Genomic DNA, 14,307 nt, shown 5'->3' on the forward strand with positions numbered 1-14,307 from the left:
TCTTAGACTAATTCGTTAGCTATCAAAAGTAACGACTAACCGAGAAGCCCCCACTTCAAACAGTCCGTAAGGACGTTAAGTGGCGGGTAGTTCACGTTGTAATTATTCAGTAAAGGACACGCCATAAATAAAAGGTAGCGTATGATTCCCAGTTTTTCCATGGAAACGATATTTCTAAGATTTCATCTTTCGTAGGCTTTCGGTCCATATTACGTAATATTTTTATCGAATTAATAAGACCCACATCATCGATTGGAAAAGCTGTCTGGAACCTGAGGCAGCGCATTAGAACATAATTGGCTGTCCAAGGACCGATGCCTCGTATTTTAATTAAGTTTTTTTCAGCATCTTTAAAGCTCATTTTCATTAGTTTCTCCTTCGATAATTCTCCACTTGCCATTAACCTGGCAATTCCAATGATATATTCACTTTTTTTTACCGTCATTTTAATATCTGCTAGGTCAGTAGGTGTTAACAGTGCAATTCGTTCGTACGGTGGGAACACCCAATACTTTTTACCATTCCATTCGATGGAATCGCCAAATCCTTCTACAAATTGCTTCTTTAAGGAGTACGCGAACGCTAAGTTAATTTGTTGCCCTAAAACTCCCCAACATAAAGCTTCAAATAAGTCGGGAATGCCGACGACTCGCAAACCATAGAATTTTCGGGCAGGCATTTTAAGTAATGGATCTGCTTTTGCCATTTCATAAAATGGGGTTAAATCGTTATCAAGATCAAGCCATTCACGAATATATTTTACAATCTCTTCCCGTTGCCACTCTTCAATGGGCCTAGAATCATTTAAGAACTGAATAATCATTTGTTTATTATCAATTACTCTTACCTGTACCAAGGACCGAATTCCCCCAATGGCTATGACTCTTGTAATGATACCGTTCTCGATTTCATACATGCATTCATTTTTTCCCCTTGTTAGATAGCCTAGGTTAGCATTTATGTCAAACTCTTCAGGTAATGTAATAATAATATCATCATTGACTTCATGCCATTTCACTTTTTCATCCCCCTCATCTTAATACTATCTCCTATAATATTCACAAAATAATTAGAAGGAAAACTCACACTGATTGAAGTTTTACTTTATCACATAATAATCTTGATTAATTTCGTTATCTTGCTATTTCATTCTAAATACCTTACTTTTTCCTATTTATGAGGTTATAGTGTTAGTTATCAAGAATGCTAAATAGGAAGGGATAAAAATGGTTCAAGATATAAAAACACGTGTTAAAAGCTTAAATTGGGATTCAATTCAAAACGAATTAGATGAGCAAGGATTTGCAAAGCTTCCAGCAATATTAACAAAAGATGAATGTGACTTCTTCATAGAACTTTATAGTGAAGAAGGATCATACAGAACGACAATCAATATGACGAGATATCACTTTGGGAATGGGGAGTACAAATACTTTTCCTATCCATTACCCGAAATCATCCAAAGTTTAAGAGAATCCTTTTATCCAGAGTTGGCTAAAACAGCAAATCGATGGTTGAGTTATTTAAAGAAACCAGAACAGTTTCCAGATCATCTTCAAGATTTTTTGAAAACATGTGAAGAATATGAACAAACTAGACCAACACCCTTAATTTTAAAGTATAAAAAAGGCGGGTTTAATTGCTTGCACCAAGATTTATATGGAGACGTATTTTTCCCGTTTCAAGTAGTGTTTGTATTAAATCAACGAGATAAAGACTTTTGCGGTGGAGAATCCCTATTAGTGGAACAAATTCCTCGTGCTCAGAGCAGGGGGCATGTGATTACTTTGGAACAAGGTAGTGCGCTGATCTTTCCTACTAACCATAGACCTGCTCTAGGTAAAAAAGGATATTACAAAAATACGGTTCGTCACGGAGTAAGTACGGTTACTTCTGGAGAACGATACGGTCTTGGAATCATTTTTCATGATTCCAAGTAAATATTAAATTTCAATATCTTGCTATTTCATTCCTAGAATTGTACATTCTGAATTTATAGGGAGTATATTGTAAGGAGAAGTGAGATAAATGCCTGATAGCATTAATAATGAATTACAAGAGAGCCATGATCATAGAATTTTGAATGACGTGGACATGATGACAAATGAAAAGTGGCAAGCAATTATAGACAATGATGCTTCGTACAATAATCAATTTTTCTATGCTGTAAAGACCACAGGGATCTTCTGTAAACCGTCATGCAAATCTCGCGTTCCGAAAAAAGAAAATGTACGTATTTTTCCAAACGCAGAACAAGCTCTCCGTGCAAATTTTCGCCCTTGTAAACGTTGTAAGCCTACTAATGTGAGATTGCCTGATAATGAATGGATGACACTTATCACAGAATACATTGATAAAAATTTTACAGAAAAATTAACTCTAGAAACGCTATCAGGTATTGCTCACGGGAGTCCCTATCATTTGCATCGAACGTTTAAAAAGATTAAAGGCATCACACCAGTTGAGTATATACAACAGGTTAGATTAAACGCGGCTAAAGAGTATTTGATTCAGACAAATAAAGCGATTGCGGATATCGCCATATGTGTGGGTATGGCTAACACGCCCTATTTTATTACCTTATTTAAAAAGAAAACCGGACAGACACCAGCACAATTTCGTCAAATGAGCAAAATGGAGGAAATGTAAAATGGAAACAAAGAATACACCAACCGTTTATTGGTCTTTACTAAAGTTTAAGGATTGGAAATTTTATATTGCTTCAACCTCTAAGGGTCTATGCTATGTAGGTTCACAGAGCAAACCATTCGAAGAATTGTGCGAATGGGCTAAGAAACACTTTCCAAAAAGTCCTCTTATTGAAGATGTTGAAAAGCTTGAACCCTATGCGGTTGAAATCACCCAGTATCTAGAAAGAAAAAGGAAAACCTTTACTGTTCCATTTGATTATAATGGGACAGCATTCCAGCTTGCAGTCTGGAATGCACTTTGTGAGATTCCATACGGACAGACGAAGTCCTATTCTGACATTGCAGATTATATAAATAAACCAGCAGCTGTTCGTGCTGTAGGGGCAGCCATCGGAGCTAATCCAGTATTAATCACCGTACCGTGTCATCGTGTAGTAGGAAAGAATGGATCATTAACTGGCTATCGTGGCGGATTAGAAATGAAGACACTGCTTTTGGATCTGGAAAGACAAGTTTCTTCCAGCAATGAGTGATTATTGCCGTACAATGAAGGGAAAGAAGGTTCCGTCATGAAAAGTGAATTGTTCTATAAAAACCCGAAAACCATTCTTAATAAAGGTACAGGCTTTCTTTCTGGATATACTCATTCACTAAATCCTTATACAGGCTGTTCATTTGGGTGTTCATATTGTTATGTACGCCAAATGCCTGTATCCCTTTTTCGAGAAGGGGAATGGGGAAATTGGGTCGATGTTAAAAATGGAGCTGCGAATTTACTAAGCAAGGAGCTTCATCGTGCCAAAGCCAAAGGAAATGTAACCATTTTTATGTCATCAAGCACAGACCCGTATCAACCAGTAGAGGATAAGGAAAAAGTAACGCAATCTCTACTAAAGGTTATGGTAGAAGATCCCCCTGACTTCTTATTAGTACAGACGAGGAGCCCGCTTGTAAGTCGAGATATCGATTTGCTGCAGCATTTAAAAGATAGAGTCCGGGTAAGTATGACAATTGAAACGGATTCGGAAACGATACGTAAACATTTTACTCCAGAGGCACCTCCTATTCAGGCACGCTTTAAGACATTGGAAAAATTAGTGGATGCGGGAATACCGACCCAAGTGGCGATAGCACCCATATTACCGAGTGGGGAATATTTTCCTGAGAAATTGAAGTCCTTCGTCGATCGGATATGTATTGATGACTACTTTATGGGCGATGGCAGTGGAGGAAAACGGACGAGAAAGCTTGGAATTGAAAAAAAATACGCCCAACTTGGTTTAGAAGAATGGTATGGACCGCAAGTTATTAAAAAAGTATATAACAGATTTATAGAAACCTTTCCGAAAAATCAGGTTTATGTGAGCCAGACAGGGTTCGAACCGTAAAAAATAGGAAGTAATTGCATGTATAAAGATAATGAGAAAAGTGCTGAAAATAGAAAAAAGACATTCACCCTGTTGGGTGCCGATATGCATCCATATCAAAGTGATACACCGGGTATTTTTGGTGGGTATCGACCGAGTAAATTATATGGAAGATTAGATTGTCCCTCAGCGCTTAGAGCTATAGCAAAAGGTGGATACGTTAAACATCGCGTGTTTTTTGCCGATGAACAGACGGCTATATCAGCAGGTTTTAGGCCATGTGCAGTTTGCATGCCTGAAAAATATGCACGATGGAAAAAAAAGAAAAGATAAGAAGCGCTGTATTTCTTTTCTCTACTTCACTATCCGCTTGTTCAATCGACTCCCCTCCACCTTTTTTGCTTTTCGATTTTGTTTGTATCCGTTTTGCCTTCTCCCAAGGAGGTACCTCTTCTTTCTTCGTAGGAGTTTCAGGAACCTCCCATCTATCTGTAATATGCGACCGCTCTTATTTCAATAATTCTTTCAATATAGTTTGCGTATATAGCGCACCGCTTACTATAAACACAGCAAGTAATAAACAAATACTAACTAAAAGCATCTGAAATACAAAACGCTTTCGTTTATATATCATACTCATGTAGGATCAATAACAATAAAAACTATTGATTATCCCCCGCTACTTTATTTCACCACTTGCAGCCATCCCCCATGTTTTTCAGGTGGATTCCCTATAATAATCGGAATTGCTCCAGCCTCTTGCTGGCAGAAACCTGTTTGATAAAAAAAGGAAGAAGATAACGGAACATCTCGATCTGTTAAGGACGATAATAATTGTAATGTTTTGTGCAATTGTTTTCGGTATTTACCAGCCGTTATATGGACAATTCCGTTTTCACACATACTATTCACCCATAGTTCAAATGAACAATCTTGCGCTATTAGTTCCCGGCAAACGCCCGCTGTTACTTCGATTAAATACTCTATATCAGTACGCAGTGTATAACCCGTTGAACCTAATACATTTAAATAGACCGCATACCGATCACCTTGCGTATATTCATACTTTTTTGCACTTAATACACCTGTTTTGGCAGTCGCTCCCCAATGAATGGCACGAAATGACTCCTGTTCGTATGCCTTTACTCCAATGATTTTCGTTTCATCATAAAGAGGCGAAACAGCTGCAGTGCGGAATCCGTGCTTCCAGCTGTTTGTTTCCGGAATATTTACTTTGACAATGCGAGGATATATACGAAAGCACGGCATATTCTCTTTCCTTATTGGGATGTGAATGGTAATAAGATGAAATGGATCAGACAAAATGATTTCGGCTTCTTGCCAGCTATGCAGTCCTCTTTGCTGCGCTGATACATGTAAATCTATGTCTAATGTTTCCTGTTTTTTCAGCTGCAAAGGAATACGATAAGAATGAACCGCTTGTTCTAATTCTCCTTCTGACCATTCCCATTTCATCTGTTCATCTGAGCGAAACCGAAAGGCAACTTCAAAAATCGGCAGTTTTGTTGGATTTACAATACGTACACGACAATGCCCGGTCTCATCAATAAAGAGACGTTCATGTTGTTGTGTTATTTCACAATATATTTGTGAAGCTTTCCGAACATACCAATGAGAAAAACTAACCATAAGCAAATAGAAAAAAGCAAGTACAAACAGAAAGAAATGTTGTACAAAGAGCCACACTAGTATTGTAATAAAGACGACGGCCCCTGCAACATACGTTTCTACAAACGGACGTTTCATTATTAATTTCTCTTTCATACATTCTCCACTGGAACAGCTACTTGCTCCAAAATCTCTTTCATTACATATGCTTTCGTCGTTTTCATATCTCCTTCAATACTAAGAGTTAATCGGTGAGCACAAACCGGCTCTGCTAGCGTATAAAAATCATCAGGTGTACAAAATTCTCTTCCCTTTAATAACGCACGGGCTTGTGCTGCTTTCATAAAAGCTAATGAACCACGCGGGCTCACCCCGATTTCAACGAGTTCATGCTGACGTGTCTTTTGCACAATATCCAATAAATAATCTTCCACTTCTTCATGAATTTCCACCTGCTTTGCTTTTTCTTGTAGAGAAAGAATATCCGCAAGAGACACAACACTTTGTAAGCTGCGCAGTGGGTCTTGCTGGCGGAAACGCCGTAACATCTCCTTTTCGTGCACTCGACTTGGGTATCCTTGCCTGATCGTTAATAAAAAGCGATCTAACTGCGCATCCGGAAGCGGAAAAGTACCGGCAGACTCTAGCGGATTTTGCGTAGCAAGTACAATAAACGGCTGCGGCAATACATGCGTCTCCCCAGCAATCGTAACGGTACGCTCCTCCATTACTTCTAATAAAGCAGACTGTGTACGCGGAACGGCACGATTAATTTCATCGACTAACACGATATTAGCGAAAATCGGCCCCATCCTCGTTTTAAAATCAGATTCTTTCATATCGAAATACTCTAAACCTACTACATCTCCTGGTAATGTATCTGATGTAAACTGTACACGCTGAAATTTTCCATCTATACTTTTTGCAAGACTTTTCGCTAATGACGTCTTCCCCGTTCCTGGAACATCTTCTAATAAAACATGTCCATTTGCTACTAATGCGATCATCGCTAAATCAATAACCTCTTCTTTTCCTACAATCACTTGCGAGACATTTTCTCTGATTCTTTCTAAAATTGACATGCCCTCTTCACCCTTTCTCTTCCTATAATAAATTTTCTGTTTTTTCCGATATTTATTTGTAGTATAGCAAAATTCATGTACTAACTGCTTATTTTTTGAGATTTTTTGTAAATTAAGTTTTCTTCTTACATATACTGAATTATAAAAAATACAATTCATTCCAAAAAAACATTTGCAAAAGTAATTTGAATACTGTATATTATGAATCAACATACTAATGCTATAAAAAAGCAACGAAAAGGACACGAGATATTCTTTACGGTTTTACAGAGAAGGAAGAATTGCTGAGATCTTCCTAAACGCAGGAGAATACACTTACCACCTTGGAGCTGTATTGGGGAAACATAGTATCCAATACCGTAGACGCTACGTTACAGTGCATGGAGCCATCGACGCTTTTTTAAGTGCGATGGGAATCTGGGTGGAACCACGGGTTTTAACGCACTCGTCCCTATTTTAGGGATGAGTGCGTTTTTTATTTTCTTAATTCCATATAACAATTAGCTATGAAAAGGACACGAGATATTCTTACGGTTTTACAGAGAAGGAAGAATTGCTGAGATCTTCCTAAACGCAGGAGAATACACTTACCACCTTGGAGCTGTATTGGGGAAACATAGTATCCAATACCGTAGACGCTACGTTACAGTGCATGGAGCCATCGACGCTTTTTTAAGTGTGATGGGAATCTGGGTGGAACCACGGGTATTAACGCACTCGTCCCTGTTTTAGGGATGAGTGCGTTTTTTATTTTTCTCAATTCTATAATATCAATTGGCAATGAAAAGGACACGAGATATTCTTTACGGTTTTACAGAGAAGGAAGAATTGCTGAGATCTTCCTAACGCAGGAGAATATACTTACCACCTTGGAGCTGTATTGGGGAAACATAGTATCCAATGCCGGAGACGCTACGTTACAGCGAATGGAGCCATCAACGCTTTTTTAAGTACGATGGGAATCTGGGTGGAACCACGGGTATTAACGCACTCGTCCCTGTTTTAGGGATGAGTGCGTTTTTTTATATTATGAAATGGAGTGATAATGATGAGTAACAAAATGATTCAAATTCGTTTTCCAAATGGTCGTGAACAGGAGTATATGAAAGGAACTACATTAGAGGCAATTGCAGAATCAATTAGCCCTGGGTTAAAAAAGAAAGCTATTGCCGGAAAAGTGAATCAGCAACTATTTGATTTACGCAGAAGCATACAAGAAGATGCAGAAATTGAAATTTTAACTGTAGAATCAAAAGAAGGCTTAGATGTAATGCGTCATTCAGCAGCACACATATTAGCGCAAGCAGTTAAAAGAATACACGGTCACATTAATTTAGGTGTTGGTCCTGTTATTGAAAATGGATTTTATTATGATATGGATCTTCCGAATAGTATTGCAGTTGAAGAGTTAGTTCAAATTGAACAAGAAATGCAAAAAATCATTGATGAAAATTTGGAAATTCAACGAATCGAAGTAAGTCGCGATGAAGCAAAACAAATATTTGAAGAACTCGGTGACCATTTAAAATTAGAGCTATTACAAGATATCCCTGCTGATCAAAACATAACTCTTTACAAACAAGGTGAATTTTTAGACTTATGCCGCGGACCACATTTACCATCTACTGGTTTTATGAAAGCTTTTAAATTAACAAATGTTTCAGGAGCATATTGGCGCGGTGACAGTAATAACCAAGTCCTTCAAAGAATATATGGGGTTGCCTTCCCTTCTAAAAAGGAACTAGATGAGTATGTAATCTTTTTAGAAGAAGCCGCAAAACGCAATCATCGTAAATTAGGCAATGAATTAGAATTATTTATGTTCTCTGAAGAAGCGCCAGGAATGCCATTTTATTTACCAAAAGGACAAATTATCCGAAACGAAATGGAAGCTTTTTTACGAGGGATTCAGCAAAAGCGTAATTATCAAGAAGTTCGTACTCCTTTAATGATGAATCAAAAACTATGGGAAAACTCCGGTCATTGGGACCATTATAAAGAGAATATGTATTTCACAGAAGTTGATCATGGAAAATTTGCTTTAAAACCAATGAACTGCCCTGGTCACATGTTAATGTTTAGAAATAAGCTGCACTCTTATCGTGATTTACCAGTTCGAATGGCTGAATTTGGGCAAGTCCATCGTCATGAATTTAGCGGCGCTCTTAATGGACTTCTTAGAGTTCGTACATTCTGTCAAGATGATGCCCATATTTTTGTAACACCTGAACAAATTGAAGATGAAATAAAAGGAGTAATTGATTTAATCGATTATGTATATCGTACATTTGGTTTTGAATATGAAGTTGAGCTCTCTACAAGACCAGAAAATTCAATGGGAGATGACGAGTTATGGAACAAGGCGGAAGGTGCCCTGCAAAATGTACTAGAAGAGCTCAATTTCCGCTATAAAATCAATGAAGGTGACGGAGCGTTTTACGGTCCGAAAATTGACTTCCATATTAAAGACGCTTTAAATAGAAGTCATCAATGCGCAACTGTACAGCTCGATTTCCAAATGCCGGAGAAATTTAACTTAAGCTATATTAATGAAAAAAATGAAAAACAACGTCCTGTTGTTATTCACCGTGCTGTATTCGGTTCACTTGACCGTTTCTTCGGAATCTTAATCGAACATTTTGCCGGAGCATTCCCAACATGGTTAGCTCCCGTACAAGCAAAAATTATTCCTGTATCTGCCGAAGTACATGAACAATACGCAAAAGAAATAGAAGAAAAGTTAAAAAATGCTGGTGTACGCGTAGACCTTGATCTTCGCAATGAGAAACTTGGTTATAAAATGCGAGAAGCACAAGTTCAAAAAATCCCATATGTCCTTGTCGTTGGCGATCAAGAAGCCGAGCGTAACGAAGTAAACATTCGAAAATACGGAGAACAACAATCTAAAGCTGTACGATTTGACGAATTCTTTGCAAATATTCAGCAGGAAATTCAAAATAGAAGGTTATAATACAAAAAGAAACCGCAAGAAGGCCAAGAGATATAATTTGAACCTTTTTGCGGTTTCTTCTATTCCTTCTTTCGGCTTAATCGGATTGGATGCTTCTCCTTTTGCTAAGATTGTTTCATATTTTTGATGCTCCTTATTCCACGAAAGCACCTGTTAGTTCAAGAAGATTAATTGTTATTTTTATAGTAGAAGATGGTAGCAGCTAATTCACCATTCTCAGATTTCGCATAGTTAGGAATCCGCCCAGCTTGAATATAACCTAATGAAGTATATAATTTATTGGAAGGGTCTCCTTCTCTTGTATCAAGAACTAATAATGACCTATCCTTCTGTTTTGCTATTTCTTCAGCCCTTTGCATAAGTAAACGACCAATACCATTACGTCGATAATTAGGGTGTGTCATTAATTTTGCGATTTCAGCTCTATGGCTTCCATTCTGCTTCGTCGATAATTGTAACTGTACACTTCCAACAATTTGATTGTTTAATTTAGCAACAAATAAAATCACTTCGGGGCTAAGAACGGTTTCCCAGTACTTCTCTGCATCTACTTTTCCTATTGGTGGTAAAAATCCAATCGAAGCCCCCTCTTCTACGACCTTTATTAAAAGTTCCGAAAGCTCATTAAGATGTTCTTCAATTAAAAATAATTGTTCAATTTTCACATCAATATCCAAGACAATCACCTCTATGTTAAATTAGCAGTTAAATAAAGTGAAACTTCCATCAGTGGGGGTTTTTTCATCCCCCACTGATTATCAGCCCTCACCAATCGGGCTTTTACGGGCAGTTATCCCCCACCTATCTTCTTCGCTTCTCTCTCAATCTTGAGGTGGGGGGTCTTACTGCCCACGAATAGCGGGATAAAAATTAGGCGTATCTGTGTTGCCTATCTAATTTCATAAAATAACCATTCGGATATGTGACCATTCTCCATTTAAACTAGAAACATTTCACACAACTATCCTGCACCTTTAGTGAAATAACAGAGTGTAGTTAATTTTAGTACATCTTTTTTATAAACGGTTAAACTTTTTTCAAAACAGTACAACTTTGTTTTAATTCAATAAAAACATAATTTGAGCTTCCTTGCGCTTTCTTTTATTTGCACCATTTATTTTAACTATTAATATATGTAACCACTTCATTTATATAACAATCTAAAGGTTGTCCAGAATCAACAACCAAATAATGAGAATCAGATGGTTTTTTGCTATTTTCAATCCATTCCTTAAATAATTCTTCCGATTCTACATGCTGTATTTGACTAATCATTCGCTTCCGATTTTGTAATCGATTATCAATTTCCTGCATATCATTCAAATAACATTCCACATATTTGTATTTTGCATCATGTTTCTTAGCCACAGCTGTCCCCTTTTCCACCATTTCTACATACAAACAAGGACTATCAAGTATCACATCATGCCCTTGTGACAGATGAAAATCTATTAGCGCCCACTCAATATCATACGAAATTTTACCAGCAAGCCTTGTATCAATATCATCTACCCCAAAAGATTCTAGCAGTGCCGTTTTCACAATATCATGATCTATTATAATAGCACCTGTCATTTTTGCTATTTCCCTAGACAAAGTTGACTTACCCGAACCCGGAAAACCTGACATTTGAAGAAAAAACATAAACATTCACCTTCCATATACTTTATCGTTCAATACTAATATCTTGGCGTTAATATTAATTGGATTTCTTTTGATTATCTCTATAAAAGTGAATAAGAACATTTCCTATACTACAGATTCCAATTGCAAAAACCATATAAGTTGAAATGACATCCCCATCTAGATTTAATTCATCTATAATATAGCCCATTTTATTAAGCATAGAATAAATATTAATAATTATGAGTTAGCAATCAAAACATATTTTCTAATCATCATGAATAGCAACTTCTAAAAATAATCTTTCATCAATTCCTTCATCCATATTGGAGAACGAGTATCTTCTCTTGAATCAAATTCTGATATATACGGCTTAATATCCAGAACTGGCGTCTTATTATTCGCATCTAATCCTTTTACAATCATTACATTATCTTCAATTGATACAATCTCAACAGTAGAAATCCCAATAGGATTCGGACGATACTTTGTTCTTTGTGCAAAACAACCCTTTGCATCTAAAGATTCTATCCCTCTCGGTTTTCTAATCCAGGACTGCGTTTTTTCCTTAAATTGATCCATATAAAAAATAACGATCGCATGTGAATATTCTTCTAATCCAACTAGTCCATCTTTATATTCTGGATGAATTATGATTGTTGAAACAACCTCTCCCCACCGTTCATATACCTTTTCATCAATAATTGATGCTACTTCACCTATAGGAGACATATTTATTAAATTCAATTTTTGTTCCTTCTTTCTTTACATGGTGTACACTTATCGGCAGTAAATAAAATATCTTCCTCATTTGTTTACAACCCCAAAAGTAACTTTCATACTTGGAGCATAGTTTAAAGAGGAATTTATGTTGAATACCTCAGAAAATCGTAGTTCTGCTTTATACTGTTCATATGCTTCATTATATGTAGCCCCTCGATTTATTAAGCGTTCAATAAATTCTTCTCTTTCAGCGGGAGCTATACCTAGTCCTTCTTCTTTGAGAGAATCATATAATCTCTGCTTATCTGTTTGGTTTGCGTTTGAGTCAAGAAAATTAACTTTATCGCTAACTCGACAATCAATATTTTTTACACCTAATTTACTTAAGTATGTCGGTAATTTAATCCCGATGTTTCCATCTTTTCCATTTCGTTTTACATCTTCTTCAAACAGTTTTTGAAGAAAACCAAGCTGCATAATTTCTGATTGATCGTATTCACTAAGATGATACGAAGACATATTGGAGATCCAGTGTGGTTCAAAACATATGATATTCCCTTCATTAATGACCGAATGAATCATTTTCTGCAACATTTTTATTGGATCAGTCATATGCAGTAAAAAAGCATGGCAAACTGCTATATCATATTTACTCTCTAATTCAATTTCAGTAACATCAGCCACTATGAATTCAGCTTCATAGGGAAGTGTTTCAAACAATTTTTTGGCATCATTAATCAATTTCTGTCCTTTATCAATACCTGTATATCTTGAACCTTTTGGTAACAGTGGTAATAATTTAAGTCCTAAATAACCATACCCACAACCATAGTCAACGATATGTACAGGCTTAGAAATCTTCCAAACTGAATTCACTAAAAATCCTAAATAGTCATCGTTATAATATAAATCTCTTGTATTTTTTAAATAATCTAACTTATCATCCCAATAATAATCTTCCAATATAAGGAGCTCCTTTCTCTACATTTAGTTAGTATTTTCAGTTTGCACAAATTTCGTTAACAAAAATGAAATTAAATATCTTTATCTTCTTTTTCAAATAAACGTTTCATATCGTTTCTAAAAAATTTCAGTTCATTTTTCGTTTTAATTAGTTCATATAAGATAAAACATAATGCTAACAATATTAAGATTTCACTCATATTAGTCACATCTCTTTCATATTGTGGCTTTATATTTTAAAAAAGAGGGCTGTACTAATTGTAAATACAAGAGTAAATATTCACATAATTTTCTCCAATTGTAACTTAGTACAAGCTGTTGTTTTATCCCGTTATTTGTAGGCAGCAGTAAGACCCTCATCTCAAAATTCAAAGGGAAACGAGGAAGATAGTTGGGGGATGACTGCCTACCATAAGATTAATCTTCTTTACGTTAGAATGTGATTAAATTAGTAATTTAGTTATTGCCTAACAATATATCCTGTATTTCTATAACATCTGATACGATTGCACTCGGAATATGTGCGGTAGCTTTGGAGAGGCCCTTTGTATTAACCCAAATGGCGTCCATCCCAACTTCTATTGGTCCAACTACGTCATGAGTCCAAGAATCACCAATAAAAAGAGTCTCCCCTGGCTTTTTACCAAATCGTTCTAATGCCATTAAATAGATTTCTGGATCTGGCTTTCTGTAACCTAATTGTTCCGCATGAAGTATTGTGTCGTTGCCGAATACTTCAGACAGTCCCATTTGGAAAATTTTTAATCGCGGATCATATAATCCATTGCTGACTATTCCAAGGTTATAATGTTTTTTCAACTCATTTAATAAACTTGTAATTGAATTATTTATACCAATGCAAGACATACTAGTTTTAAGAAACAGTTCATCAATCTCATCAATAACTTCTACATCAGGTAACACATGAAAATGAGCAAAAGCATGCTGCCACCTAGCTCTTCTAAATTCAACTGGGGTTAGTTCCCGGTTCTTAAAACGCTCCAATAAAGACGTAGGAATATGCAACTTTTTTTCAAGGAATATAGATGCATCAAGGTTTTTTGTTATAGGATGCATTTCAAGAGTCTTAATTAGCCCGGCATGAAACCAAGTGGAATCAAGAAGTGTATCGTCCAAATCGAATAAGAGTAAACTATACTTATTCAATCTTCTCCCCCCTTATATCAGGTTATTCCCTACAGTGATAATATTCCAATTCAGGAAAAATCTCTTATAACCCCCTTCTATTATACTACACATACTAATCTCAAAAGCATAAAAAAGCACCTCCAAATAAA

Annotated in this window: 16 protein-coding genes and 2 other annotated features; of the genes, 6 read left to right on the plus strand and 10 right to left on the minus strand. The window is 36.3% G+C overall.

Annotated features, from left to right (window positions below; translation table 11 throughout):
* Positions 1-106 precede the first annotated feature (106 nt).
* Positions 107-1,018, minus strand: a complete 912-nt coding sequence (locus ACIGHG_RS20325; RefSeq protein WP_396550241.1) for a DNA glycosylase — start codon at positions 1,016-1,018, stop codon at positions 107-109.
* A 208-nt stretch (positions 1,019-1,226) separates the two neighbouring features.
* On the opposite strand from ACIGHG_RS20325, the gene ACIGHG_RS20330 reads away from it, so the two are divergent.
* From ACIGHG_RS20330 to ACIGHG_RS20350, 5 genes are all read left to right on the plus strand, one after another.
* Positions 1,227-1,940, plus strand: a complete 714-nt coding sequence (locus ACIGHG_RS20330) for a 2OG-Fe(II) oxygenase (protein ID WP_396550243.1) — start codon at positions 1,227-1,229, stop codon at positions 1,938-1,940.
* An 88-nt stretch (positions 1,941-2,028) separates the two neighbouring features.
* The gene (locus ACIGHG_RS20335; RefSeq protein ID WP_336473120.1) at positions 2,029-2,649 is read left to right on the plus strand and encodes a bifunctional transcriptional activator/DNA repair enzyme AdaA; all 621 of its coding nucleotides are present in this window, start codon (positions 2,029-2,031) and stop codon (positions 2,647-2,649) included.
* Position 2,650: 1 nt separating this feature from the next.
* Complete coding sequence (gene adaB, locus ACIGHG_RS20340; protein WP_396550245.1) at positions 2,651-3,184, plus strand: methylated-DNA--[protein]-cysteine S-methyltransferase; 534 nt, start codon at positions 2,651-2,653, stop codon at positions 3,182-3,184.
* A 36-nt stretch (positions 3,185-3,220) separates the two neighbouring features.
* Positions 3,221-4,039 (plus strand): SPL family radical SAM protein, encoded by an 819-nt coding sequence (locus ACIGHG_RS20345; RefSeq protein ID WP_336473122.1) that lies wholly within the window; start codon positions 3,221-3,223, stop codon positions 4,037-4,039.
* Positions 4,040-4,057: 18 nt separating this feature from the next.
* Positions 4,058-4,351, plus strand: a complete 294-nt coding sequence (locus ACIGHG_RS20350) for an Ada metal-binding domain-containing protein (RefSeq protein ID WP_336473123.1) — start codon at positions 4,058-4,060, stop codon at positions 4,349-4,351.
* A gap of 175 nt (positions 4,352-4,526) precedes the next feature.
* Here the strand turns inward: ACIGHG_RS20350 and ACIGHG_RS20355 are convergent, their stop codons facing one another.
* From ACIGHG_RS20355 to ACIGHG_RS20365, 3 genes are read right to left on the minus strand one after another with little or no spacing between them, the layout of a single operon-like run.
* A complete protein-coding gene (locus ACIGHG_RS20355; protein WP_396550248.1) occupies positions 4,527-4,658 on the minus strand; it encodes a hypothetical protein in 132 nt (43 codons plus the stop codon).
* Between the two features lie 44 nt (positions 4,659-4,702).
* Positions 4,703-5,803, minus strand: a complete 1,101-nt coding sequence (locus ACIGHG_RS20360; protein WP_396550249.1) for a DUF58 domain-containing protein — start codon at positions 5,801-5,803, stop codon at positions 4,703-4,705.
* On the minus strand, positions 5,800-6,729 hold the full coding sequence (locus ACIGHG_RS20365; RefSeq protein ID WP_336473125.1) for an AAA family ATPase: 930 nt from the start codon (positions 6,727-6,729) through the stop codon (positions 5,800-5,802). Before ACIGHG_RS20365 ends, ACIGHG_RS20360 begins: the two co-directional genes overlap by 4 nt.
* A 224-nt stretch (positions 6,730-6,953) precedes the next feature.
* Positions 6,954-7,185: a binding site (T-box leader), on the plus strand.
* 41 nt (positions 7,186-7,226) lie between these two features.
* Positions 7,227-7,457, plus strand: a binding site (T-box leader).
* Between the two features lie 320 nt (positions 7,458-7,777).
* Here ACIGHG_RS20365 and thrS point away from each other — a divergent pair.
* Entirely contained in the window at positions 7,778-9,700 is a 1,923-nt protein-coding gene (gene thrS / locus ACIGHG_RS20370; RefSeq protein WP_396550304.1) for a threonine--tRNA ligase, read from the plus strand.
* Between the two features lie 167 nt (positions 9,701-9,867).
* On the opposite strand, the gene ACIGHG_RS20375 is transcribed toward thrS, so the two are convergent.
* From ACIGHG_RS20375 to ACIGHG_RS20400, 6 genes are all read right to left on the minus strand, one after another.
* A complete protein-coding gene (locus ACIGHG_RS20375; protein ID WP_336473126.1) occupies positions 9,868-10,377 on the minus strand; it encodes a GNAT family N-acetyltransferase in 510 nt (169 codons plus the stop codon).
* A gap of 442 nt (positions 10,378-10,819) precedes the next feature.
* Entirely contained in the window at positions 10,820-11,344 is a 525-nt protein-coding gene (locus ACIGHG_RS20380) for a P-loop nucleotide/nucleoside kinase family protein (RefSeq protein ID WP_336473127.1), read from the minus strand.
* 270 nt (positions 11,345-11,614) lie between these two features.
* The gene (gene tsaA / locus ACIGHG_RS20385) at positions 11,615-12,070 is read right to left on the minus strand and encodes a tRNA (N6-threonylcarbamoyladenosine(37)-N6)-methyltransferase TrmO (protein ID WP_336473128.1); all 456 of its coding nucleotides are present in this window, start codon (positions 12,068-12,070) and stop codon (positions 11,615-11,617) included.
* Positions 12,071-12,130: 60 nt separating this feature from the next.
* Positions 12,131-13,009: a class I SAM-dependent methyltransferase gene (locus ACIGHG_RS20390; RefSeq protein ID WP_396550250.1), complete on the minus strand. Its 879-nt coding sequence runs from the start codon at positions 13,007-13,009 to the stop codon at positions 12,131-12,133.
* A gap of 71 nt (positions 13,010-13,080) precedes the next feature.
* Positions 13,081-13,209, minus strand: a complete 129-nt coding sequence (locus ACIGHG_RS20395) for a hypothetical protein (protein ID WP_336473130.1) — start codon at positions 13,207-13,209, stop codon at positions 13,081-13,083.
* A gap of 256 nt (positions 13,210-13,465) precedes the next feature.
* Positions 13,466-14,176 carry an HAD family hydrolase gene (locus tag ACIGHG_RS20400; RefSeq protein ID WP_336473131.1) on the minus strand — a complete coding sequence of 237 codons (711 nt, stop codon included), beginning with the start codon at positions 14,174-14,176 and terminating at the stop codon, positions 13,466-13,468.
* Between the last annotated feature and the right edge of the window lie 131 nt (positions 14,177-14,307).

The sequence above is a fragment of the Bacillus sp. NPDC077411 genome, from assembly GCF_044543425.1.
In the GTDB taxonomy this organism is placed as follows: domain Bacteria; phylum Bacillota; class Bacilli; order Bacillales; family Bacillaceae_G; genus Bacillus_A; species Bacillus_A bruguierae.